The organism is Kitasatospora sp. NPDC096077, from assembly GCF_040303245.1.
Classification (GTDB): domain Bacteria; phylum Actinomycetota; class Actinomycetes; order Streptomycetales; family Streptomycetaceae; genus Kitasatospora.
Map to the genome: position 1 here is coordinate 120,423 of NZ_JBEOSV010000018.1, position 20,667 is coordinate 141,089.

The 20,667-nt window shown below is 74.9% G+C and carries 18 protein-coding genes; 4 read left to right on the forward strand and 14 right to left on the reverse strand.

Annotation, left to right across the window (positions count from 1 at the left end):
* Positions 1 to 337: 337 nt before the first annotated feature.
* From ABTZ03_RS18235 to ABTZ03_RS18245, 3 genes are all read right to left on the reverse strand, one after another.
* Positions 338 to 1,939, reverse strand: a complete 1,602-nt coding sequence (locus tag ABTZ03_RS18235) for a multicopper oxidase family protein (RefSeq protein ID WP_350513997.1) — start codon at positions 1,937 to 1,939, stop codon at positions 338 to 340.
* A 110-nt stretch (positions 1,940 to 2,049) separates the two neighbouring features.
* Positions 2,050 to 2,565 carry a hypothetical protein gene (locus tag ABTZ03_RS18240; protein WP_350513998.1) on the reverse strand — a complete coding sequence of 172 codons (516 nt, stop codon included), beginning with the start codon at positions 2,563 to 2,565 and terminating at the stop codon, positions 2,050 to 2,052.
* Between the two features lie 94 nt (positions 2,566 to 2,659).
* Positions 2,660 to 3,547 carry a LysR family transcriptional regulator gene (locus ABTZ03_RS18245; RefSeq protein WP_350513999.1) on the reverse strand — a complete coding sequence of 296 codons (888 nt, stop codon included), beginning with the start codon at positions 3,545 to 3,547 and terminating at the stop codon, positions 2,660 to 2,662.
* Between the two features lie 158 nt (positions 3,548 to 3,705).
* Here ABTZ03_RS18245 and ABTZ03_RS18250 point away from each other — a divergent pair, with 158 nt between their 5' ends.
* The 3 genes from ABTZ03_RS18250 (at position 3,706) to ABTZ03_RS18260 (ending at position 6,012) form a co-directional block, all read left to right on the forward strand.
* Complete coding sequence (locus ABTZ03_RS18250) at positions 3,706 to 4,752, forward strand: beta-propeller fold lactonase family protein (RefSeq protein ID WP_350514000.1); 1,047 nt, start codon at positions 3,706 to 3,708, stop codon at positions 4,750 to 4,752.
* A 113-nt stretch (positions 4,753 to 4,865) separates the two neighbouring features.
* A complete protein-coding gene (locus ABTZ03_RS18255; protein ID WP_350514001.1) occupies positions 4,866 to 5,474 on the forward strand; it encodes a hypothetical protein in 609 nt (202 codons plus the stop codon).
* 133 nt (positions 5,475 to 5,607) lie between these two features.
* On the forward strand, positions 5,608 to 6,012 hold the full coding sequence (locus tag ABTZ03_RS18260) for a YccF domain-containing protein (protein WP_350514002.1): 405 nt from the start codon (positions 5,608 to 5,610) through the stop codon (positions 6,010 to 6,012).
* Between the two features lie 20 nt (positions 6,013 to 6,032).
* On the opposite strand, the gene ABTZ03_RS18265 is transcribed toward ABTZ03_RS18260, so the two are convergent.
* The 9 genes from ABTZ03_RS18265 to ABTZ03_RS18305 all read right to left on the reverse strand — a co-directional run bounded on the left by ABTZ03_RS18265 (position 6,033) and on the right by ABTZ03_RS18305 (position 17,442).
* Positions 6,033 to 6,476, reverse strand: a complete 444-nt coding sequence (locus ABTZ03_RS18265) for an SRPBCC family protein (RefSeq protein WP_350514003.1) — start codon at positions 6,474 to 6,476, stop codon at positions 6,033 to 6,035.
* A gap of 45 nt (positions 6,477 to 6,521) precedes the next feature.
* Entirely contained in the window at positions 6,522 to 6,845 is a 324-nt protein-coding gene (locus ABTZ03_RS18270) for a hypothetical protein (RefSeq protein WP_350514004.1), read from the reverse strand.
* Between the two features lie 94 nt (positions 6,846 to 6,939).
* The gene (locus tag ABTZ03_RS18275) at positions 6,940 to 8,571 is read right to left on the reverse strand and encodes an AMP-binding protein (protein ID WP_350514005.1); all 1,632 of its coding nucleotides are present in this window, start codon (positions 8,569 to 8,571) and stop codon (positions 6,940 to 6,942) included.
* A 139-nt stretch (positions 8,572 to 8,710) separates the two neighbouring features.
* Positions 8,711 to 8,950, reverse strand: a complete 240-nt coding sequence (locus ABTZ03_RS18280; RefSeq protein ID WP_350514006.1) for a chaplin — start codon at positions 8,948 to 8,950, stop codon at positions 8,711 to 8,713.
* 91 nt (positions 8,951 to 9,041) lie between these two features.
* Positions 9,042 to 9,389: a hypothetical protein gene (locus tag ABTZ03_RS18285; RefSeq protein ID WP_350514007.1), complete on the reverse strand. Its 348-nt coding sequence runs from the start codon at positions 9,387 to 9,389 to the stop codon at positions 9,042 to 9,044.
* Entirely contained in the window at positions 9,386 to 11,956 is a 2,571-nt protein-coding gene (locus ABTZ03_RS18290; RefSeq protein WP_350514008.1) for an Hsp70 family protein, read from the reverse strand. Before ABTZ03_RS18290 ends, ABTZ03_RS18285 begins: the two co-directional genes overlap by 4 nt.
* A gap of 31 nt (positions 11,957 to 11,987) precedes the next feature.
* Positions 11,988 to 12,758: a nucleotide exchange factor GrpE gene (locus ABTZ03_RS18295; RefSeq protein WP_350514009.1), complete on the reverse strand. Its 771-nt coding sequence runs from the start codon at positions 12,756 to 12,758 to the stop codon at positions 11,988 to 11,990.
* Positions 12,755 to 13,180 carry a hypothetical protein gene (locus ABTZ03_RS18300; RefSeq protein WP_350514010.1) on the reverse strand — a complete coding sequence of 142 codons (426 nt, stop codon included), beginning with the start codon at positions 13,178 to 13,180 and terminating at the stop codon, positions 12,755 to 12,757. Before ABTZ03_RS18300 ends, ABTZ03_RS18295 begins: the two co-directional genes overlap by 4 nt.
* A gap of 164 nt (positions 13,181 to 13,344) precedes the next feature.
* Positions 13,345 to 17,442: a hypothetical protein gene (locus ABTZ03_RS18305; RefSeq protein WP_350514011.1), complete on the reverse strand. Its 4,098-nt coding sequence runs from the start codon at positions 17,440 to 17,442 to the stop codon at positions 13,345 to 13,347.
* A gap of 229 nt (positions 17,443 to 17,671) precedes the next feature.
* Between ABTZ03_RS18305 and ABTZ03_RS18310 the strand changes: the two genes are divergently transcribed.
* Positions 17,672 to 19,471 (forward strand): protein kinase domain-containing protein, encoded by a 1,800-nt coding sequence (locus ABTZ03_RS18310; protein WP_350514012.1) that lies wholly within the window; start codon positions 17,672 to 17,674, stop codon positions 19,469 to 19,471.
* 25 nt (positions 19,472 to 19,496) lie between these two features.
* Here ABTZ03_RS18310 and ABTZ03_RS18315 read toward each other — a convergent pair whose 3' ends face one another.
* Positions 19,497 to 20,045 (reverse strand): hypothetical protein, encoded by a 549-nt coding sequence (locus ABTZ03_RS18315; RefSeq protein WP_350514013.1) that lies wholly within the window; start codon positions 20,043 to 20,045, stop codon positions 19,497 to 19,499.
* Between the two features lie 175 nt (positions 20,046 to 20,220).
* Positions 20,221 to 20,667, reverse strand: a 447-nt coding sequence (locus ABTZ03_RS18320; protein WP_350514014.1) for an HAD-IC family P-type ATPase, incomplete at its 5' end; no start/stop codon positions are given.

Consider the following 20,667-nt stretch of genomic DNA (forward strand, 5'->3'; position numbering starts at 1 on the left):
GCCGACGACGGGTCCTCCGTCGTCGTCTCCGTCGAACCCGACGAAACCACCTTGCACCTCTTGTTCAAGACCCCGTAAAGCGCCGTCGGGCGACGGCAGTGCGTCAGGCTATGCGACCGGCGTTAAGGAGACGTCATCGGCCCGCGTTAAGAAAACGTCATGGCTGCACGGGTCGGGGCAGGTGGCACCGCGCGGCGGGCCGGGCGCCGGGGCGGGGAGCACCTCCCCCGCCCCGGCGTCTCACGGGGTGGACGGCACGGCGGACCGCGGCACGGTCCCGCGACGTTCGCGGAGCCGTCCGAGACCGTCGCGGAGCGGTCCGCGGAGGGGTCCGGGGTTACGCGCGGTAACCGAGCACGGTCATCATCCCGGTCTCCGCGTGGTACACGTTGTGGCAGTGCACCATCCACAGCCCCGGGTTGTCCGCGTCGAAGTCGACCGCCAGCGTGGTGCCCGGCAGCACGATCGCGGTGTCCTTGCGCGGGCCGTCCGCGCCCAGCGCGAAACTGTGTCCGTGCAGGTGGACGGGGTGCCACATGGCGGTGCTGTTGCGGAACTCCAGCCGCACCCGCTCGCCCGCCGCCACCGGGTAGCGCTGCGCGGGGTCGTACGCGCGGCCGTTGAACGCCCAGTCGGCCTTCGCCATCCCGCCGGTGAGCTCCAGCAGCACCGTCCGGTCGGGCGACTTGGCGGGCAGTCGGACGCTCGGGTCGGCCTTCAACTGTGCGGCGGTCAGCAGCCGGCCGTCCAGCTCGGCCGGACGCGCCGAGGCGTCCGGCGCCGCGCCGCCGCCGGTGCGCAGCACGGCCAGCGCGGTGGCGTTCTTGCCCTCGGCCAGCGCGGTCAGCGGAAAGACGCCGTCCTGGGCGGTGACCAGCACGTCGTAGCGCTCGCCCATGCCGAGCAACAGCGCCTGGGTGGTGGCCGGTTCGACCGGGAAGCCGTCGGTGTGGGTGACGGTCAGCTGGTGGCCGCCGAGCGCGACCCGGTAGGCGGTGTCGCCGCCCGCGTTGATCAGCCGGATCCGGATCCGGTCGCCGGGCTTGGCGGTGAAGGTCTCCGGGGCGCTCACCAACCGGCCGTTGACCAGGTGGAACGGGTAGGCGACGTCGCCCGCGTCGCCGCCGAGCAGCGGGCTCGCGGCGCCCATCAGCATCCGGGAGGGGCCCGCGGCCGCGGTGGACGCGCCGCCGCCCATGTCCGTGCCGGGCATGCCGTGCGACGAGTGGTCCATCCCGCCCATGCCCCCGGCGAGTTCGGCGAGGACGGCGTCCGGGGTGCTGCCGTCGATCCCGTCCAGCCAGTCGTCCAGGACGACGACCCACTCCTTGTCGTAGCGCAGCGGCTCCTTCGGGTCCTCGACGATCAGCGGCGCGTACAGGCCGCGGTCCTGCTGCACGCCGGAGTGCGGGTGGAACCAGTAGGTGCCCGGGTGGGAGAGCGCGAAGCGGTAGTCGAAGGAGCCGCCCGCCCGGACCGGCTCCTGGGTCACGCCCGGCACGCCGTCCATGTCGTTGCGCAGCGCGAGGCCGTGCCAGTGCAGCGAGGTGGGCTGCGGCAGGTGGTTGGCGAGGGTGAGGGCGAGGGTGCCGCCGGCGGTGGCGCGCACCTCCCGGCCGGGCAGGCGGTCGCCGTAGGCCCAGCTGCGGACGGTGCGTCCGCCCAGGTCGAGGGTGGTCTCGGTGGCGGTGAGCGCGACCTTGCGCTCGGGCCCGGGCCGGCGCCGGGCCTCGGCGGCGGCGACCTGGGGGCCGTTCGGGGCGACGAACCCGGCGGGGGCGGTCGTGCCGCCGGTGGCCGGGGACGCCGGGGAGTGGCCCATGGCCGCGTGGTCCATCCCCTTCATCGGGTCGGATCCGGCGGAGCAGGCGGTGAGCAGACCGGTCCCGGCGGCGGCGAGCGCGGCGCCGAGGACGGTACGACGGGTGGGTGTGCGCATGACGGAGTGCACCTCATACAGGGGTGGTGTGGACGTACAGGACGGCGCGTCAGCCGTTCCGCGCGCGGGCGCGAAGGCGCACGAGCGGGCAGGGAACGGCGAGCGCGCGCCTACTGACGCAGCACCGACAGTCTGCTGAGGAGGATCCGCCCACCCCCGGGCGGCGGCAGCGCCCGCACCGCCCGCAACAACCGGGCCCGCACCTCGGCGGCGGCGTCGCCGCTGCGGCGCAGCAGCGGCCCGACGACCAGGAGCAGCAGGGTCCAGCCGGCCAGCACAGCGAGACAGACCGCCATCGGGTCCATCCCGCCCCTGGCGGCGGGGTCGGCCGTCACGGGGGCGGTCGTCACGGCGGCGGCCGTCATGGGGGCGTCCGCCGCAGGCACGGCGGCGTGGTGCCCCGACAACTGCTGCGCCACCGTCATCCGGGCCCCGTGCCCGGGGCGGTCGCCGTGCCCACCGGTCCCGCCGTGGGAGCCGCTCGGGTGGCCGAGGGTGTGCATCGTCACCACGCCGAGCAGCAGCGCGGCGAGCAGCAGCAGCCGCAGCACCCCGGGCCGCGAGAGGGACGACGGGAGGGACGACGGGAGGAACAGCGGGGAGCCGTCCGGCCGCTGCCGCACCATCTGCCCGCCTCCCGTCCCACCCGAGGATCCGATTACCCCGGCAGGGTATCCCGAGCCCCGCGCGGACGCCGAGCCGGGCCGCCGACCGAGGCGGCTACGCGCGCCGCACGGCGGCCGCCAGGTGGGCGCGGAACCACCTGTGGGCCGGATCGACCGAGGTGCGCGGGTGCCAGGCCATCCCCAGCTCCAGCGCCGGGAGTTCGAGCGGGATCGGGAAGGCCCGCAGGCCCAGCGCCGCGAAGGTCTCCGGCAGCCAGTCCGCCGCCCCGAGCGTCACCAGGTCGCTGTCCCGGGCCAGCAGCATCGCGGTGGTGTGGCCGGGCACCACCACCGCGACCCGGCGGGTGAGCCCGCGCTCGGCCAGCGCGGCGTCGATCGGCCCGAGCCGCTTGCCGCGCCGGGAGACGCCGATGTGGTCGGCGGCGGCGAACCGCCGGGCGGTGATCCGCCCCTCGAACAGCGGGTGGCCGACCCGCGCCACACCCACCACCGGCGCCGTGACCAGCGGCCGGCTGCGGATCTCCGGGTCCAGGTGGCCGAGCACGCCCACCTCGACGTCCACCTGCCCCTGCCGCAGCCCCGGTCCGCCCTCCAGCGCCTCCGGCAGGAACACCACGTCCACCCCGGGCGCCTCGGCGCGGATCCGCCCGATCAGCGGGCCGGCCACCCGGACCAGCACCGCGTCGGTGGTCTGCACGGTGAAGGTCCGCTCCAGGCGCGCCGGGTCGAAGCCCGCCCCGGGTCGCAGCACGTTCTCCGCACCCCGCAGCAACTCGGCCACCTCCTCCCGGAGTTCGAGCGCCCGCGGGGTCGGCACCAGCCCCTGCCCGGCCCGCACCAGCAGCGGGTCGCCGACCGTGCGGCGCAGCCGGGCCAGCGTCCGGCTCACCGCGGCCGGCGAGCTGCCGAGCCGCTCGGCGGCCCGGGTCACACTGCTCTCCTGCAGCAGAGCGTCCAGGGCCCGTAGCAGATTGAGGTCCATTCATGGCTCCTGAGCTGCAGTTTTGCGCTTCGGATCAACTGTTCCGTGCCGATCCTTGCATGGTTCGGACGCGCGCGCGGGCCGACAGTGGAAGCGTCCGATCAGAACCGTCCGGTCGGAACCGTCCGGTCAGACCCCTCCGCACTCCGGGAGTCCCGATGTCCAACGACCTCCGCGCCCACCTCGCCGGCGACGTGCTCGCCGTCGTCAGCCAGAGCGGCCCGACCGTCTGCTTCTTCGACGCCGCCACCGATGCCCTGCTGGACACCGTCCAAGTCGCCGCCGAGCCGCACGAGTTGCTCTTCGACCCGGCCCGCCGGCTGCTCTGGTGCACCTCCGCGTACCGGTCCGGCTACTACAACGCGCACCAGGGCCACAACACCAAGGTGACCGTCATCGACGCCGACACCCGTCGGATCGTCGAGGAGATCGACCTCGCCCCCGAGCACGGCCCGCACGGCCTGGCCCTGGACCCGGCCCGCGGCCGGCTCTACGTCAGCGTCGAGGCCTCGGCCGACCGCCCCGGCGGGGTGGTGGTCGTCGACACCGCGACCCGACGCCCGCTCGGCCGGATCGACACCGACGCCCCGGGCCCGCACTGGTTCGCGATCTCCCCGGACGGGCGCACCGGCTACGCCACCAACAAGGAGGCGCCGTTCGTCTCCGTGGTGGACCTCGACCGCGGCGTACTGACCGGCAAGATCGAGGTCCCCGGCAGCGAGGGCCTCGCCGTCTCCGCCGACGGCACCCGGGTGTACGTCGCCGGGCCGTACCTCGGCTTCGCCGCGGAGCCCGGCGCCGACCCCGGCATCCGGGTGATCGACACCGCCACGGCCACCGTGCTCGACGTCCTGCCCACCGGCCCGGCCGTCCTCCCGGTCCACCTCACCAGCAGCGGCCGCCTGCTGGCCGGCGAGGTCCGGATCTCCCCCGACGCCGACTCCCCGCTCGGCCGCCAGGCCCCCGGCCGGCTCACCGTGTTCTCCGCCGCCACCCACCGGCCGCTCGGCTCGATCGAGGTCGGCCGGTTCCCGCTGACCATCACCTCCTCCCCCGACGGCCGGTTCGGTTACGTCTCCTCGATCGTCTCCTCCACCGTCGACGTCGTCGACCTCCACACCCTGACCCCGGTCAGCCGGCTCACCGTCCCCAAGACCGCCGAACCCGGCGCCCACGGCCTCGCGTACCTCCCCCGCCCGGCCTGACGGCACCCCGACTCCGGGCGCGGGCGCGGCCCCGCCCGCGTCCGGAGTCTTGCCCTCTGCACACGCCGGACGCATCCTGGGGCACACCCGTCGGCCAGGGGGCAGGGGCAGGGATGAGACGCGGTTCCGGTGTGCTCGGCCCGACGGCCGCGCTGATCACGTTGCTCACCATGCTCACCGCGTGCGAGCCGTCCCCCGACCCGTTCCCGACCCGCCACCCCGTCCTCCTGCCCGAACCCGCCCCGCCGTCCGCCCGGTGGATCGTGGACCTCCTCGCCACCCTCAACCTGCCCCCCGGGTGCCCGAAGCCGACCCTGCCAACCCTGGCGGTCCTCGACACCGACGGGGAGTCCCGGGCCGTCGCGTTCTGGCCGGTGGACAACCTCGACGTCTGCTACGCCGTGATCAACGACGCGGGCCGGTCCCCCACCACGATCTGGCTCGACGCCGTCACGGACCTCTTCTCCCGCACCCCGATGCCGATCGACACCACCGCGGGCCTGGACTCCTACGCCTTCACCGCCTACCCCGGCCAGGTCGACGACATCACGGCCTCGGGCGACCCCGACGACCTGGTCGGCCCGGTCCGGCACCGCACCCTCGACCTCGGCGCCGGCCAACTGGTCACCTTCGCCGCGTACCACTACCGCATCCCGCCGACCGGCCGGCCGCTCTCCTTCTCCCTCTGCACCCCCGACGGCACCTGCCGCGACGCCCACTGACCGCCCGACCCCGGTGATCCTCGGCACCTCCCCGGAACCGACCCTGAACATCACCCCCTAAGGGGCGTGGACACGCTGGCCGGAGGGCACAGCACGGTCGTAGAAGCCCGTCGAACATGAGAAGGTACGCCCCATGAAGCCCATCAACTTCGTACTCAACGTCATCTGGCTGCTCTTCTGCGGCATTTGGATGGCCATCGGGTACGCGATCGCCGGAATCATCTGCTGCGTGCTGATCGTGACGATCCCGTTCGGCATCGCCTCGTTCCGGATCGCCGGGTTCATACTGTGGCCGTTCGGGCGGACCACCGTCGAGCGTCCGGACGCCGGGGCCGCGTCCTGCGTGGGCAACGTGATCTGGCTGATCTTCGCCGGCTGGTGGCTGGCCATCGGGCACCTGATCACCAGCATCCCGCTGTTCCTGTCGATCATCGGGATCCCCTTCGGCTGGGCCAACCTCAAGATGATCCCGATCTCGCTGATGCCGCTGGGCCGCGAGATCGTCTCGACGGACGAGGCCTGGGGCGCCCGGTACTGAGACGCGCCGGTCGGGGGGGCTCAGCGGCTCAGGCGGGCTTCCAGGTCGCGCAGGTCCTTGACGAGGGAGGCGCGGACCTGGCGGGCCATCAGCGGGGCGACGAACCGGAGGTAGGAGGTGGAGCCGCCGCGGACCCGGATCCGGGCGAAGGTGCCGGACTGGGTGGGCTCGAAGGTGTAGGTCACGTGCATCGGCATCGGGCCGGCGACCGAGACCATGTCGAGCATCCGCGGCGGGTCGTAGCCGGCCACCCGGAGCACGTAGACCATCCGTCGGCCGAGGAAGTGGGCGGTCCGGGTGACCTCGGCGCCGGGGCCGAAGCCGCCGCCCTCGGCCTCCCGGGTGAGGGCGGCGCGGCGGATGCCCTGGGTCCACTCGGGGTCGTGGCGCCAGTCCATGGCGTAGCCGGCCACGGTTTCCGGCGGGAGGGGGATCAGGCGTTCCACGGTGACGTCGAGGGGCATGGTCCCACTCTCCCGCCGGACGGCGGGATCCGCTTTCCCGGACGGCTAAGCGGCGCAGTAGTAGTCCAGCTCCTGGATATCCGACTTCAGCTTGTTCGTGCCGGAGCCGTTGTAGGGGTGGGAGTCGACGAAGCTCTGGGCGTCGGCGCGGACGCCCTGCCAGTCGCTGTGGCTGCTCGGGGCGCCCGCATTGGCGAGGTCGGTGCGGGTCTCCTGGACGGCCTGGTTGCAGGTGCCGGCCCGCTGGACGGGACCGGGGTGGGTGGGGCCCGCCAGGGCGGGGGTGGCCGGGGAGGCGAGGGCCAGGGCGGCCACCAGGGCGAGCACGGCGTCCGCGAGGTGGGTGCGGACCGGATTGGGTGTCGTCATGCCGGGACTGTGCGCACACCGACGGTGCGGCATTCCCGCGCGGGCGGTTCTCCACCCGCGCGGGCGAGCGCACGAGGGCGACACGCGCCCCGGCTCAGAGGCCGAGGATCCGCACCGCCAGCTCGCGCATCTCCACCTTGCGGATCTTGCCGGTGACCGTCATCGGGAACTCCTCCACCACGTGCACGTACCGCGGTACCTTGAAGTGCGCCAGGCGCCCGGCGCAGTAGGCGCCCACGGCCTCGGCGGTGAGCGGCTCGGCGCCCTCGCGCATCCGGATCCAGGCCATCAGCTCCTCGCCGTACTTCCGGTCGGGGACGCCGATCACCTGCACGTCCAGGACGTCCGGGTGGGTGTGCAGGAACTCCTCGATCTCGCGCGGGTAGAGGTTCTCCCCGCCGCGGATCACCATGTCCTTGATCCGCCCGGTGATGGCGAGGTAGCCGTCCTCGTCCATCACGGCGAGGTCCCCGGTGTGCATCCAGCGGGCCGCGTCGACGGCCTCGGCGGTGCGCTCGGGCTCCTCCCAGTAACCGAGCATCACGGAGTAGCCGCGGGTGCACAGCTCGCCGGGCTCGCCGCGCGGGACGATCCGGCCGGTGGCCGGGTCGACGACCTTGACCTCCAGGTGCGGGCCGACCCGGCCGACCGTGGAGACCCGGCGCTCGACCGGGTCGTCGGTGCGGGTCTGGGTGGAGACCGGCGAGGTCTCGGTCATGCCGTAGCAGATCGACACCTCGGCCATGCCCATCCGCTCGATGACCTCCTTCATCACCTCGGTCGGACAGGGCGAGCCGGCCATGATGCCGGTGCGCAGGCTCGTCAGGTCGTAGCGGTCGAAGTCCGGGTCGGCGAGTTCGGCGATGAACATGGTCGGGACGCCGTACAGCGAGGTACAGCGCTCGGCGGCGACGGCGGCCAGGGTAGCGCCGGGGTCGAAGGAGGGGGCCGGGATGACGACGCAGGCGCCGTGCGAGGTGGCCGCCAGGTTGCCCATGACCATGCCGAAGCAGTGGTAGAAGGGCACCGGCACGCAGATCCGGTCCTGTTCGGTGTAGTGCAGCAACTCGCCCACGAAGTACCCGTTGTTGAGGATGTTGTGGTGCGAGAGGGTGGCGCCCTTGGGGAAGCCGGTGGTGCCCGAGGTGTACTGGATGTTGATCGGGTCGTCCGGGGCCAACTCGCCCTGGCGGGCGGCCAGCAGGGCCGGGTCGACGGCGCGGCCGGCGGTCAGCACCGCGTCCCAGGCGGGGCTGCCGAGCAGCAGTACCCGCTCCAACTCCGGGCAGTGCGGCCGGACTTCGTCGATCATCCCGGCGTAGTCCGAGGTCTTGAAGCGCTCGGCGGCGACCAGCAGCCGGATCCCGGCCTGGTTCAGCACGTACTCCAACTCGTGCGCCCGGTAGGCCGGGTTGACGGTGACCAGGATCGCGCCGAGCTTGGCGGTGGCGTACTGGGTGAGCGTCCACTCGGCGCAGTTGGGGGCCCAGATGCCGACCCGGTCGCCCTTGGCGATCCCGAGCTCCAGCAGGCCGAGGGCCAGCGCGTCGACGTCGGCGGCCAGTTGGGCGTACGTCCAGCGGCGGCCGGTGGGGCGGTCGACCAGCGCGTCCCGGTCCGGGAAGGCGCGCACCGCGCGGTCCAGGTTCTCCCCGATGGTGTCGCCCAGCAGCGGGACGTCGGCGGTGCCGGAGGCGTAGCTGCGCGGGGCGGGCGGTGTCGGCACGGGCGGGCTCCTGGGTGCGGCGGCGCGGGACAGGGAACCATGGTCGCGGTCCCGGGCCCGCGCCGCCACCCCCGAACGGGGGTACCGGCACGGCGCCGGGGCCGCCCGTCGGGTTCGACGGACGGCCCCGGCGCGCGGGTCAGTAGTTGATGCAGGTGTTGCCGAAGGCCGGGTTGAGGAGGCTGATGACCCCGATCGAGTTGCCGCAGACGTTGGCCTCGATGTTGATCGGGATCTGGATCTGGTTGCCCGACAGGACGCCGGGCGACCCGAAGGCGACACCGTTCGCGGTCGCGTCACCGGCGGCGGCGGTGCCGGCACCGGCGAGGACGGCCACCGCGGCGAGCGCGGTGGCGGCGAGGGTGGTGCGAATACGCATTGCGTCACTCCTTGTGAGGCTGGCGAACTCCGTGTGACGATCACACTCGCACCGATCGAACTCGACGGCAGTCCGGGAGCGGCCGAATTGGTCATTCCGGGGGCGTGTCGCCCTCCCGCCCGGTCTCCCGTCCACCGGCCCGCACCCCGGCGGGAGCGGCCACGCTCAGTGATCCCAGCAGCTCCAGGGCCGGTTCGAGGCCCGGCTCGGCCTCCACCGCCCGGTGCAGCAGACCCAGCGCCAACGCCCCGTCACCGGCCGCCAACGCCTCCAGGGCCCGGTTGTAGTCGATCCGAGCGGCGTAACGCAGCCGGAACAGCACGCCCAGGTCCTCCCGGCAGGACGGGCAGCCCAGCGACTGCCGGTCCGCCGGGACCTTGCACAGCGGGCAGCGGATCTCGGGCAGGGCCGTCACGGTACCCGGCGTCACAGTGGTCATCGCGGACCCGCCTCCTCCGGACGGACCGGGCCGAGCGACTCGGCGGCCGGCTCGTTGCCCAGCTCCCGCTGCGCCTGCGCGTACAGCGCCAGCAGGTTCGACATGTGGCGGTTGACCTCCTCCATGTTGGGCGCCTCCACCGCCTCGTCCAGCCCGCGCAGCTCCGCCATGATCCGCTGGCCGAGGGCCGGCGAGACCATGTTCTGGTTGACGTAGACGTTGCACATGGTGAGCATCCGGAAGGTGTGCCCGAGCGAGTCGCACAGCTCGTCCGCCTTCTGGGCCGCACGCATCGCGCCCTCCCAGTCCGCCGCCTCCCGGCGCAGCCGCAGCTCGGCGGCGACCGAGCGGAGCCGGTCGAGGTCGCTCGGGTCCAGGTGCTTCTCGCAGTAGTGGATGAACAGGCTCAGGTACGCCTCCGAGCCGCGCACCCAGCGCTGGGCCTTGAGCTGGCGCTGCGCCCGCTCCAGCGCCTCGTCCACCGACTGGCCGCGGGTCTGCCCGGCGGCGAGGTCGTCCAGGGTGTCCATCAGGCGCTGGGCCTCGCGCCGCTCGGCCTCGGTGAGCTCGCCGCCCCAGCGGTCGGTGAAGGACTCGATCTGCCGCTGCTGCTCCTCGACCTGCACCTTCAGCTCCGGGTCGAGGGTGACCCGCTCCAGCTTGACGGTCTTCTCGGCGCCGCCCTGGATCCGGACGGACAGCGTGACGGTGCGGTCCCGGTCCAGGCCGAAGGCCACCTCCACCGGGGTGCGGCCGCCGAGCCCCTCGGGCAGGCGCAGGGTGAGGTGGCCGATCAGCTCGTTCTGCTGGGCGATCTCGTGCTCGCCCTCGTAGACCGCGACCTCCAGCCGCTGGCGGCCGCTGCCGGAGACCACGAACTCCCGGCTGACCGGCGAACTCGTCGGGTAGCTGGTGTTCTTGGGGATGATGACGGCCAGCCGGCCGTCGTTGAGCTCGATCCCCAGGTTCTTCGGGGTGATGTCGAAGGGGTTGGTGATCTGCATCAACTCGCCGCAACTGGTGCAGACTTCACTGCCCGGCGGGTTGACCACCGAGCAGGAGCCGCAGCGCAGGCCGACGTCCTCGGCGGCGGTGGAGGCCACCTTGGTGTGGCCGGGGGCGGCCGAGTTGAGCGGCTCGCCGCACAGTTCGCAGGCGGTGACGCCGGGGGCGGCCGGGGTGCCGCACTGCGGGCAGTTGCCGCCGCGCAGCACGGTGGTGGCCTGCGACTGCTGGGGGACCGTCGCCCCGCCGGCGGCCGAACCGGCCATCGGACCGGCGCACTTGGGGCAGTCGGCGGCCGCGGCGTCGACCGGGATGTGGCAGGTCGGGCAGGAGACCCGGTCGCCGCCGAGCAGCGAGGTGGCGCAGTTGGCGCAGTTGGAGGCGGACAGATCGCCGGGGGCCCGGCACTCGGGGCACTCCACCTCGCCGACCAGGGCGGACTGGGCGGCCGCGCCGAGCGCCACGCACTGCATCGGGTTCACGCCGCGCTTGATCCGGCGCGGGCCGAACACCTCGCCGAGCCGCCGCTCGACCAGCGGGATCGCGGTCGAGCCGCCGACCAGCACCACCTCGTCGATGTCCCCGACGGTCAGGTTGGCCTGCATGATGGCCTTGTGGGTCAGCTCGATGGTCCGCTCGATCTGGGCCTCGATCAGCTCCTCGAAGCGGGCCCGCTCGAACTCCGTCTCCAGCACCAGCTGTCCGGCGCCCAGGCCCGGCAGGATGACCTCGGAGGCCTCCTGGTTGGACAGCTCGATCTTGACGGTCTCGGCGGTGGCCGCGATCTTCGGGCGGTCGCGCAGGTCGGGCTGGTAGTCCGCGCCGTACTCCTCGCGGATGTCCTCCAGCAGCGCGCTGGTGATCGCCCGGTCGAAGTCGTCTCCGCCCAGCAGGTTGTCGCCCTCGATGCCGAGCACCGAGACCGAGCCGGGCACCAGCAGCAGGATGGAGATGTCGAAGGTGCCGCCGCCGAGGTCGTAGACCAGGACGGTCCGGCCCTCCTCGCCGGCCTCGGTGGTGAGCCCGTACGCGAGCGAGGCGGCGGTCGGCTCGTTGATGATCCGCAGCACGTGCAGGCCGGCCATCCGGCCCGCCTCCTGGGTGGCCGCGACCTGCCGCTCGCCGAAGTAGGCGGGGACGGTGATGACGGCCCGGTGGAAGGGCTCGCCGATCCGCTGCTCGGCGTCCTGCTTGAGCCGGTGCAGGATGATCGCGGAGATCTCGATCGGGGTGTAGGAGCGGCCGTTGAACCAGACGTTGACGTCGCCGTCGGTGCCCGCGGTGACCTTGTAGTCGATGTCCTTGAGCGCCGCCTGGACCTGCTGGTCCTTGAACTTGCGGCCCATGAAGCGCTTGACCGAGCGGATCACGTTGGCGCCGTCGATGGCGACCCGGCTGCGCGCGGTCGAGCCCACCAGCAGTTCGCCCTTGCGGCCGCTGCCGACCACGGAGGGCGTGGCCTCCTGGTTCTGCCGGTTGAAGATGATCTCCGGCGCGCCCCGGCGCAGGTGGGCCACCACGGAGTTGGTGGTACCCAGGTCGATGCCGAGTGTGCGGTACATGTCGTTCCCCTCTTGCCCCTCGTGGTCCTGGCTACTTCTTGCGCTTGGCCCGCTTGGGCGGGCGGCCGGTCACCCTGGCCTGCCGCCGGGCCCGCGGCGGAACCGGCCGGGCGGCGGGCTCCTCGGACGCCTCGGCCGACTCGGCCGACTCCGTCGGTTCCGCGGGCTTCTCCGTCTCCTCGACGGACGCCTCCTCGACCGGCGCCTCCTCGACCGGTGCCGCGTCCCCGACCGGCGCCGCCTCGGCCGGCGCCAGCGGGGCGTCCGCCGCGGACACCGCCGACCCGATCCGCGGGTCGACGACCGGCGGCAGCGCCGACTCCGGTGCGGCGACCACCACTTGGGCCCGTCGCAGCACGTCCTGCTCCCAGAAGAAGCCGGTCACCACGGTCTGCAGCACCGTCTCCGGCGCCACCCCCGGCCGCACCTCGGTACCGACGATCTCGGTCAGCGCCGGGTCCGCCGCCAGCCCCTCCAGCCGCATCGGCCGCACCCCGGCCTTGGCCAGCCGGCCGAGCAGCCGTCGGCGGGTCGCCTCCAGTCCGGCGCCGCGGCCGTGGGCGACCAGCTCGCGGTCCAGGCCGAGGGCGGCGAGCGCGTCGTCCACCTCGACCAGGACACCCAGCAGCTCCCGCTGGGCGGCCCGGGCCTGCTGCTTCTGCTCCGTCAGCTTGCTGCCCAGCAGGGAGGCCCGGAACAGCAGTTGGGTGAACCGGGCCTCCAGGTCGACGGACTCGACGCCCGGCGGGACCTCCAGCGGCCGGTGGCCGGTCAGCGGGGATGCGGTCGGTGCGTCGGTCATTCGGGGACCTCGATCTGCGGCAGCACGGACAGGTCGGCCGCGTAGCGGGCGGGCACGGGCGGTTCGGGGTCGGCGCCGCCGGGGGCGGGCTCGGCGAAGTCGGCGGCCGCCTCGGCCCGGTGCAGGGCGAGCAGGGCCGGGGCCGTCGGCGGCCCGGGGCGCTCGATCACCAGCAGCGGTTCGGCCAGCGCGGGCGCCAGCAGCTCGGCGGCCCGGTCCACCGGCTCGGGCGGGAGCGGCAGTTGGAGGTCGACCTCCAACCGCCGGTCCGGATTGCGCAGCAGGGCCGCGGCGTCCTGGATCTGCTGGCGGCTGTACCGGCCCGCCTTCAGCGCCTTCCCGACCGAGAGGTTGATCTCGCGCGTCCCGGCCGTGAGCGGGATGCCCAGGACCTCGTACGGCGACGGTTCGTGCAGTGGCATGGCGGGCGGCCTCTCTCCTCACGGCTCGGACGGGCGACAACTCACGGTTCGGGGACGGGAATCCGGACGGACGGACAGAACTACGGTCGGACGGACGGAACAACCGGCGGACGGCCGGGCGGGTGCACGTGCTACGACGACGCCGACCGCCCGGCGGTTGCCGGTCAGCGGAGCCGGTTGATCCGCCCCAACAGGGCCGTCAGCTCACGGTCGTTCGGCTTGTACTGCAGGGCCGTCTCGACCGCCCCCCGGGCCTCCAGGCGGCGGCCCGCGTTGGCCTCGGAGACGGCGTACGAGCTGAGCACGATGGCGATCTCGTCGCGCAGTTTGGCGGTGGTCTCCGCGGTGACGGACAGCGCGATCGCCTCCTTCAGCAGGTTGACCGCCCGGAGGTAGTGGCGCTCCTCGTAGAACCCGACCGCCTGGCCGCGCCAGATGCTGACCATCAGGCCGCGGATCTCCGGCGAGTCGTCGTAGGACCTGGCCTTCTGGAGCATGGCGATCTGGTCGGTGAAGTTCTGGTTCTGCATGTGGTCGATGACGTGGTTGGCGAGCATCACCGAGACCCGGCGGGTCGCCTCGGCGCCGGACCGGGTGTAGTCGCCCTCCCAGTCCGGGTCGGCGTCCAGGGCGCTCGCCATCCGGCGGATCGCGGTGTCGCTGTCGTCGGCGAAGGCGGCGGACCAGGAGAGTTGGCGCAGTACGAAGGCCAGGCCGCGCCGGTTCTCCGGGTCGTCGTCGATCTCCAGCAGCATCTGCCAGATGTCGACGGCCTCCAGCAGCTCCGCGTCGGGGGCGCCGACCCGGCTGAGCTCGCCGGCCCGGTTGCCGAGCGCGGCCCGGAGGAAGCGCACGGCGGTCGGGTCGTCGGGGACGAGTTCGAGGCCCTTGAGGACGAGGTCGATGGCGCGCCGGTAGTCCTTCTCCTCGTTGTTGATCTTGCGGCCCCACTGGGCGTAGGTCGCGCCGAGGTCGCCGCGCACCTCCGGGTCGTCCGGGGCCAGCACGTGGGCCTTCTCCAGCAGTTCGGCCGCGCCCGGCTGGTCGTCCTCGCTGCTCTTCAGCAGGGCCCGGGCGGCCCGGACCCCGGACTCGGCGGCGATCCGGGCGGCGTCGGCGGGCAGCACCACGCCGGGGACGGTCCGGGCCCGGGTGAGGCAGTCCAGCGCCTCGCGCCAGTCCTGGTTGCGGTGGTGCTCCCGCGCCTGGCTGACCAGCGCCTCGCCGAGCAGCGCCTGCCAGGCCTCGTCGCGCCCGTGCTCGGCGACGGCGTCCAGGGCGACGACGGCGGCGGCCTGGCGGCCCTGGAGGCCGAGGTAGCGCTGCGGGCCGAGCTCACCGAACAGGCCGAGGGCCCGGTCGAGCGGGGCGTCCTCCGACCCGTCCCGGCGGCGCCGGGCCCCGACGGCCTCCTCGAAGGCGGCGGCCCAGCCGTCGAGCCCGGGCTCGGCGCGGAGCAGCCGGTCGAGGGTGGGGCCGACGGCGAGCCGGCGGGTGGGGCGGCCGGGCAGGGTGATCCGGACGTTCTCCAGGGCGAGCGCGTCGGCGGCGTGGATCTCCATGCCCAGCCGCAGCGTCCAGGCGGTGACCTCGTCGCCGGTGCGTCCGGCGGTCCGGTCGAGGGCGCGCAGGTCCTCGCGGAGGCGGTCGGTGAGCGCGGTGCGGGCGGCCGTCATCCGCTGGGGTTCGGGGGTGCGGTCGGTGATCCGGGCGATCTCGCTCCACAGGCCGAGCTGGTGCAGGGCGGCGACCAGGCAGCCGATCGTCCAGGCCCAGACCTCCTCGTCGTCCCCGGTCACGGCCAGCCGGTAGCCGGACAGGCCGAGGGCGTGCAGCAGCCGGGGGTGGGCCGGGTCCTTGCGCAGCAGGTCGCGGTAGGCGAGGTAGGCCTCGCGGTGGTGGCCCTCGACGGCGTGCTGGTGGGCCTCGTGCTCGGCGAGCAGCACCAGGGCGCCGGCCGCCTGCGGGTGGGCGGGGGCCAGGGTGAGGGCCTGGCGCAGGTCGCCGGCCGCCCGTCCGGGCCGGTCGGCGGCGAGGGCGGCACCGGCCCGGCGGACCAGGACGGCCGCCCGGGCCGGGCCTGCGTCCTCCGGGAGGTCGGCCAACGCCTCGTCGAGACGGCCGAGTTCGGCGCGCAGCAGGGCGAGGTCGAGCCGGACGGGTGCGGCGGCGGGGCGGTCGCCGAGTGCCTCGGCCCAGGTCGCCAGCACGGGTTCGGCCTGCTCGGGGGTGCCGGCCCGGCGGGCGCAGTCCAGGACGGCGCGCAGGGCGGGGCCGGCGCAGGGTATGCAGCGCGGCGCGCCGGTCCCGGTGGGCGCGGGCAGGTGGTCGGGGCAGGCCTCCCGGCCGCAGCCGCCGCAGGCGCCGGTGGCGGGGCGGGTGCAGTCCGCGCAGTCGCCGACGGGGTCGGCCGCCGGTCCGGCGGCGGAGAGGAAGTGGCGGTACCAGTCCAGCGCGGCGGCCCAGTTGCCGGCCCGTTCGGCGAGCAGGGCGCGCAGTCGGGCGAGCGCCGGGTCGCCGGCCGGGTCGGGGTCGAGCGGGCCGAGCAGGGCGATGGTCTGGACCGGACGGCCCGCCAGCAGGGCGGCGGCGGCCAGGTGGTAGCGGTCGCGGAGTCCGGCGGTGGGGTCCAGCAGCGCGGTGACCTGCTCGGTGCCGCCTCCGGCCAGGGCGAGCGCGGCGCGCAGCCGGGACTGCCGGTGGGTGACGGCGCCGGGCAGGGTGTCGGCCAGTGCGAGGGCGGCGGCGGCGCCGCTGCGGGCCCCGGCGTCGTCCCGGCCGCCGATCAGCAGGTGGGCGGCCTCGCGCAGGGCGGCCTCGCGCAGCGCGGCCCGGTAGCCGGCCGCGGCGGGGTGCTCGGCGGCGGCCCGCTGCCAGAGGGCGCGGGCGGCGGCCGGGGCGACGGCCAGCCTGGTCCGGGCGAGCCGGTCGCGGGCCAGCGCCTGCCGGCCGTGCAGTTCGGGGTCGTCCAGCGGCTCCCAGCGGGCCAGGGCGGCGGCCGGGTCGTCGGTGCGGGCCAGTGCGAGGCCGTGGTGGTAGGCGGCGATCCGGCTCCAGCGGGAGTCCGGTTCGGTGTCGGCCTCGGCGCGCAGGATCGGTTCCGCTTCGGCGGACTGGCCGGCGGCGGTCAGGGCGGCGCCGAGCCGGACCCGGGCGGGGCGCCAGTCGGGGGCCTGGCCGAGGCCGGTCCGGTAGTCGGCGGCGGCCTCGGCGGGCCGCGCGGCCCGCTCGTGCACCAGGGCCAGGCCGAACCGGGCCGGGGCGAAGGAGGGTTGGACGGTGAGCGCGGCGGCGAACTGCTCCCGGGCCTGCTCGTCGGCGCCGAGCAGCAGGGCGAGCCGGCCCAGGGCGTAGCGCGGGCGCGGGTCGCCGGGGCTCTCGGTGGCGGCGGCCGCGAGGTCGGCCCAGGCCGCGTCGGTGGCGCCGAGCCGCTGCCGGGCCAGGCCGCGGAAGAGCAGGCTGTCGGTGCGCAGCGCCGGGCCGCGGCCCCACGGGGAGGGTTCGCCGGGCCCGCGGCGCAGGGCCTCGTCGAAGGCGGCGACGGCCGGTTCGTCCCGGTGCAGGGTGAACAGCTGGGCGCCCCAGCGGAACCAGAGTTCGCCGCTGCCGGCGGGGGCCGCCGCGGCGAGCAGCGGCTCGGTCTCGGCGGCCCGGCCGGTGGCGCGCAGCAGGGCGGCCCGGGCGAGCACCGGCCAGTCCTGGCCGGGCAGGGCGGCGAGGGCGCTCGCCGTGGCGTGTTCGCGCTGCTCGGGGGCGCCCTCGCGGCACAGGTGCTGGAGCTGCTGCCGGGCGCGGGCGGCGGTCTCGGCCTCCTCGCCGGGTTCGGCGCCGGTCGCGGTGGCCCGGAGGAAGGCGAGCAGCGGGCCGAGTTCGCCGTCCGGGGAGCGCAGTTGGTCGTCGGCGAGGCGTTGCAGGCCCCACCGGGGCAGTTGCCGGGCGGGGTCGGTGAGCAGCGGGAAGGCCTCGCGGTACAGGGCGAGGGTGGCCTGCTGGTCGCCGGTGGGGATGGTGGCCTCGGCCTGGCCGAGCAGGGCGAGGCCGCGTTGGACGCCCAGTTCCGCCGGGCCGGTGGCGAGTCGGCGGGCCAGTCGGGCGTAGCGGCGGCGGGCCTGCGGGGCCTGGCCGGCCGCGAGCCGCTCGGCCGCCGCGGCGAGCGCCTTGGCGACTCCGGCCGGGTCCAGGGTCGTTCGGCCTCGGACGACCCAGAAGACCGCCACCCCGGCCAGTGCCGCCGCGACCAGCAGCACCGCGATCAACAGCATGCACCGTCCCCCTGTGCCGTGTAGTCGTCCCACATCATGATCAACTTTCCCCGTACGACCATGAGTTGACGTTGTTTCGTGATGTTGCTCGGGCGCCCATCAGAATAGGGCCTCCCCGGGGCCGCCGAACAGGAAGGAGCACTATCCTGGGCAGCGCGCGGGCCGCGCGACGGCCGTGCGTCCACAGTGGTGAGGAAGCGTCGGGGGTCGTGTGTCCGAGTCTCGTTGGGTGCCCGGGCTCCGCTTCGGGCCGGAGTTCGACCCCGAACAGTACGAGCTGCTGGAGTTCCACCACCGGGGCGGCGAGGCCGAGGTGTGGCGGGCGGTGCGCACCGGGCACAACGGGATCAAGGAACTGGTCGCCGCGAAGATCATGCTGGAGCGCGACCCGTCCGAGGTGCGGCGCTGGCTCGGCCGCTGGGACGACGTCTCGCACAACGCCCACCGGCTCGGCGTCACCGACCTGGTGGTGCCCAGCTTCCTGCTCGGCCCCTCCCCGCACCGGCCCGGCACGGTGCCCTCCGGCGGGCTGCTCGGCTACCAGATCTCGCCCTGGGTCGAGGGCGTGCCGCTGCACACCTGGGCCCGCGCCCAGCGCGGCGGGCCGACCGCGACGGCCGACGTGCTGGTCCGGCTCTGCCGGATCGTCGACGACCTGCACCGCAAGCGCTGGGTGCACCGGGACATCTCCCCTGCCAACGTGCTGGTGGACGCCCAAGGCCTGGTCAAGCTGATCGACCTGACCTTCCTCGCCCCGCTCGACCACACCCTGACCGTCGCGGTGTTCACCCCCGGGCACGTCCCGCCGGAGGCCGAGCAGGTCGGCGGCTTCCCGACCACCGCCAAGGACCTGTTCGCGGTCGGCACCCTCGCCCGCGCCCTGCTGCTGCCCGACCACGGCCGACTGGACCACCGGCTCGCCGCCGAACAGGCCCGCGCCGAACTGCTGGCGGCCGGCTACGGCGAGGAACTCGCCCACTGGGCCTGCGAACCGCTCGCCCGCGAACCCGGGCGCCGCCCCGCCCCGCTCGGCCCCTGGGCCGCCCGCGGCCGCGAACTCCTGCGCGCCCACCGGCCGGTGGCCCGCACCGCGGGCCTCGCCGTGCTGCCCGACCGGGCCGGCCGGCCGGTCGTGGTCACCGCCGGGGCCGACGGCACCGCCCTGGCCGGGCCCGGCCGCACCGGCCACCGGCTGCCCGCCGGCCAGGGACCGGGCCCGGTACGGGAGTTGGCGGCGGGCTGGGCCGGGCGCCAGGGCGAGCTGGTGGTCTGCGCCGAGGACCGCTCCGGCACCCTGTGGATCGGCACCGCGGCCGGCTGGTGGGAGGCCGCGCGCGGGGTCGGCGGCCTCGCCGGGAGGGTCGGCGCGGCGGGCGAACTGACCGTGTGGACGGCCGCGGCCGGCGCCCTGCGCTCCTACCGCTGGGCCCCCGGCCTCACCCTCACCGGCCAGGAACACCCCGGCTGCCCCGCCGACCGGGTGCTCGCCGCCGAGGAGGAACGTCCCGGCAGCTGGCTGGTGCTGCTCGAACACCGCGAGCGGGTGCTCAGCTGGCGCCCGGGCTCCGGTGAACCACCCGTCCCGGTCGGCCCGCCCGGCACCCTGCGCGCCGGGGCACTGGCCCGCACCTCGGCCGGACCGCAGGCCGCCACCCTGCGGACGGACGGCTCGGCGCAGTTGCACGGCATCGGCGCGGCGCAGCTGCACGGCACCGGCGCGGCGGCCTCCGCCGGCACCGAGATCGGCGACGGCGAGCCCGCCCTCGGCCTCGCCATGGTCGGCCACCGCGGCGGCCCCACCATCGCCCTGGCCGGCGCCGGCGGCGTACGGCTGCGGCTGCCGGCCGGCGGCGCCTCCCGCCGGCCGCGCTGGTGGCGGCCCACCCTCCGGCCCGCCACCCGGGTCGCGCTCGCCGTGGGGGACGACTGGCGGCTGTGCCTGGCGGCGGTGGTCGAGGGCGAGTTGCAGGTGTGGCAGGAGGACGCGGCGTACCGGTGGCAGGCGGTGGACCTGCCGGACGGGGGATAGGTCGGGTCCGACGATTCGCGTCGGATCAGCGCGCGGTGTCCTGGGCCGGGCAGCGGTCGAGGAGTTCGGCGTGGGCCTCCTGGGCGGCGTCCTGCGGGAGGATCCGCTCGGCCCGGCCGCCGTCCGGAGCGCTGATCACGTAGTGCTCGGCGAGGTACGAGAAGTCGTCCCAGTCCTCCCAGCGGTGGGCGCGCAGCAGGGTCCGGCCGCAGCGGGTGCAGCCGATCCACGGCACCAGCACCAGGCCCGTCAGCTCCGGTTCGCCCCAACCGGTCAGCACCTCGGCCTCGTCGCGCTCGCCGTCCAGCAGCCGTACCGGGGCGGGCGCGCCGTCGCCCGGGCAGCGCAGCAGGCCGGGGGCGAGCTTCTCCCGCTCCCCCCACTCCTCGGTGAGCACCGAGATCTGCGCCCGGTCCGTGCCGGAGACCGGGACCTGGCGGGCGAGCAGCCCCTCGACCAGCAGACCGAGCCCGCTCTCCTGCTCGCCGATCGTCCAGCAGTCCTTGACGCCCTCGGCCGCGTCGGCGGGCAGGAGGTCGGCGATCCGGTGCCAGAGCGCGGTGTTCTCGTCCATGGGTCGGACTCTAGCTCCGCTTACTCGCCGTGGTCGGCGAGGGGGCGGGGCGGTCCGGGCATCAGGGCATCCGGGCCGACGTGTTCCGGGCTGACGTGTTCCGGACGCGCCGGGGCCCCGGAACCGGGGGCGGTTCCGGGGCCTCGGCCCGGCGGCGGCGGGGGCGGGGGCGGGCTCAGCGGAAGCGGCGCAGCCGGAGGCTGTTGCCGACCACGAAGACCGAGGAGAAGGCCATCGCCGCTCCGGCGATCATCGGGTTGAGCATCCCGGCGGCGGCCAGCGGCAGGGCGGCGACGTTGTAGCCGAAGGCCCAGAAGAGGTTGCTCTTGATGGTGCCGAGGGTCCTGCGGGAGAGTCGGATGGCGTCGGCGGCGGCGCGCAGGTCGCCGCGGACCAGGGTGAGGTCGGCGGCCTCGATCGCGGCGTCGGTGCCGGTGCCCATCGCCAACCCCAGGTCGGCCTGGGCCAGGGCGGCCGCGTCGTTGACGCCGTCGCCGACCATCGCGACGACCTTGCCCTCGGCCTGCAGCCGCTTGACGGCGTCGACCTTGTCCTGCGGCATGACCTCGGCGATCACGTGCTCCGGTGCGATGCCGACCTCGGCCGCGACCGCCTCGGCCAC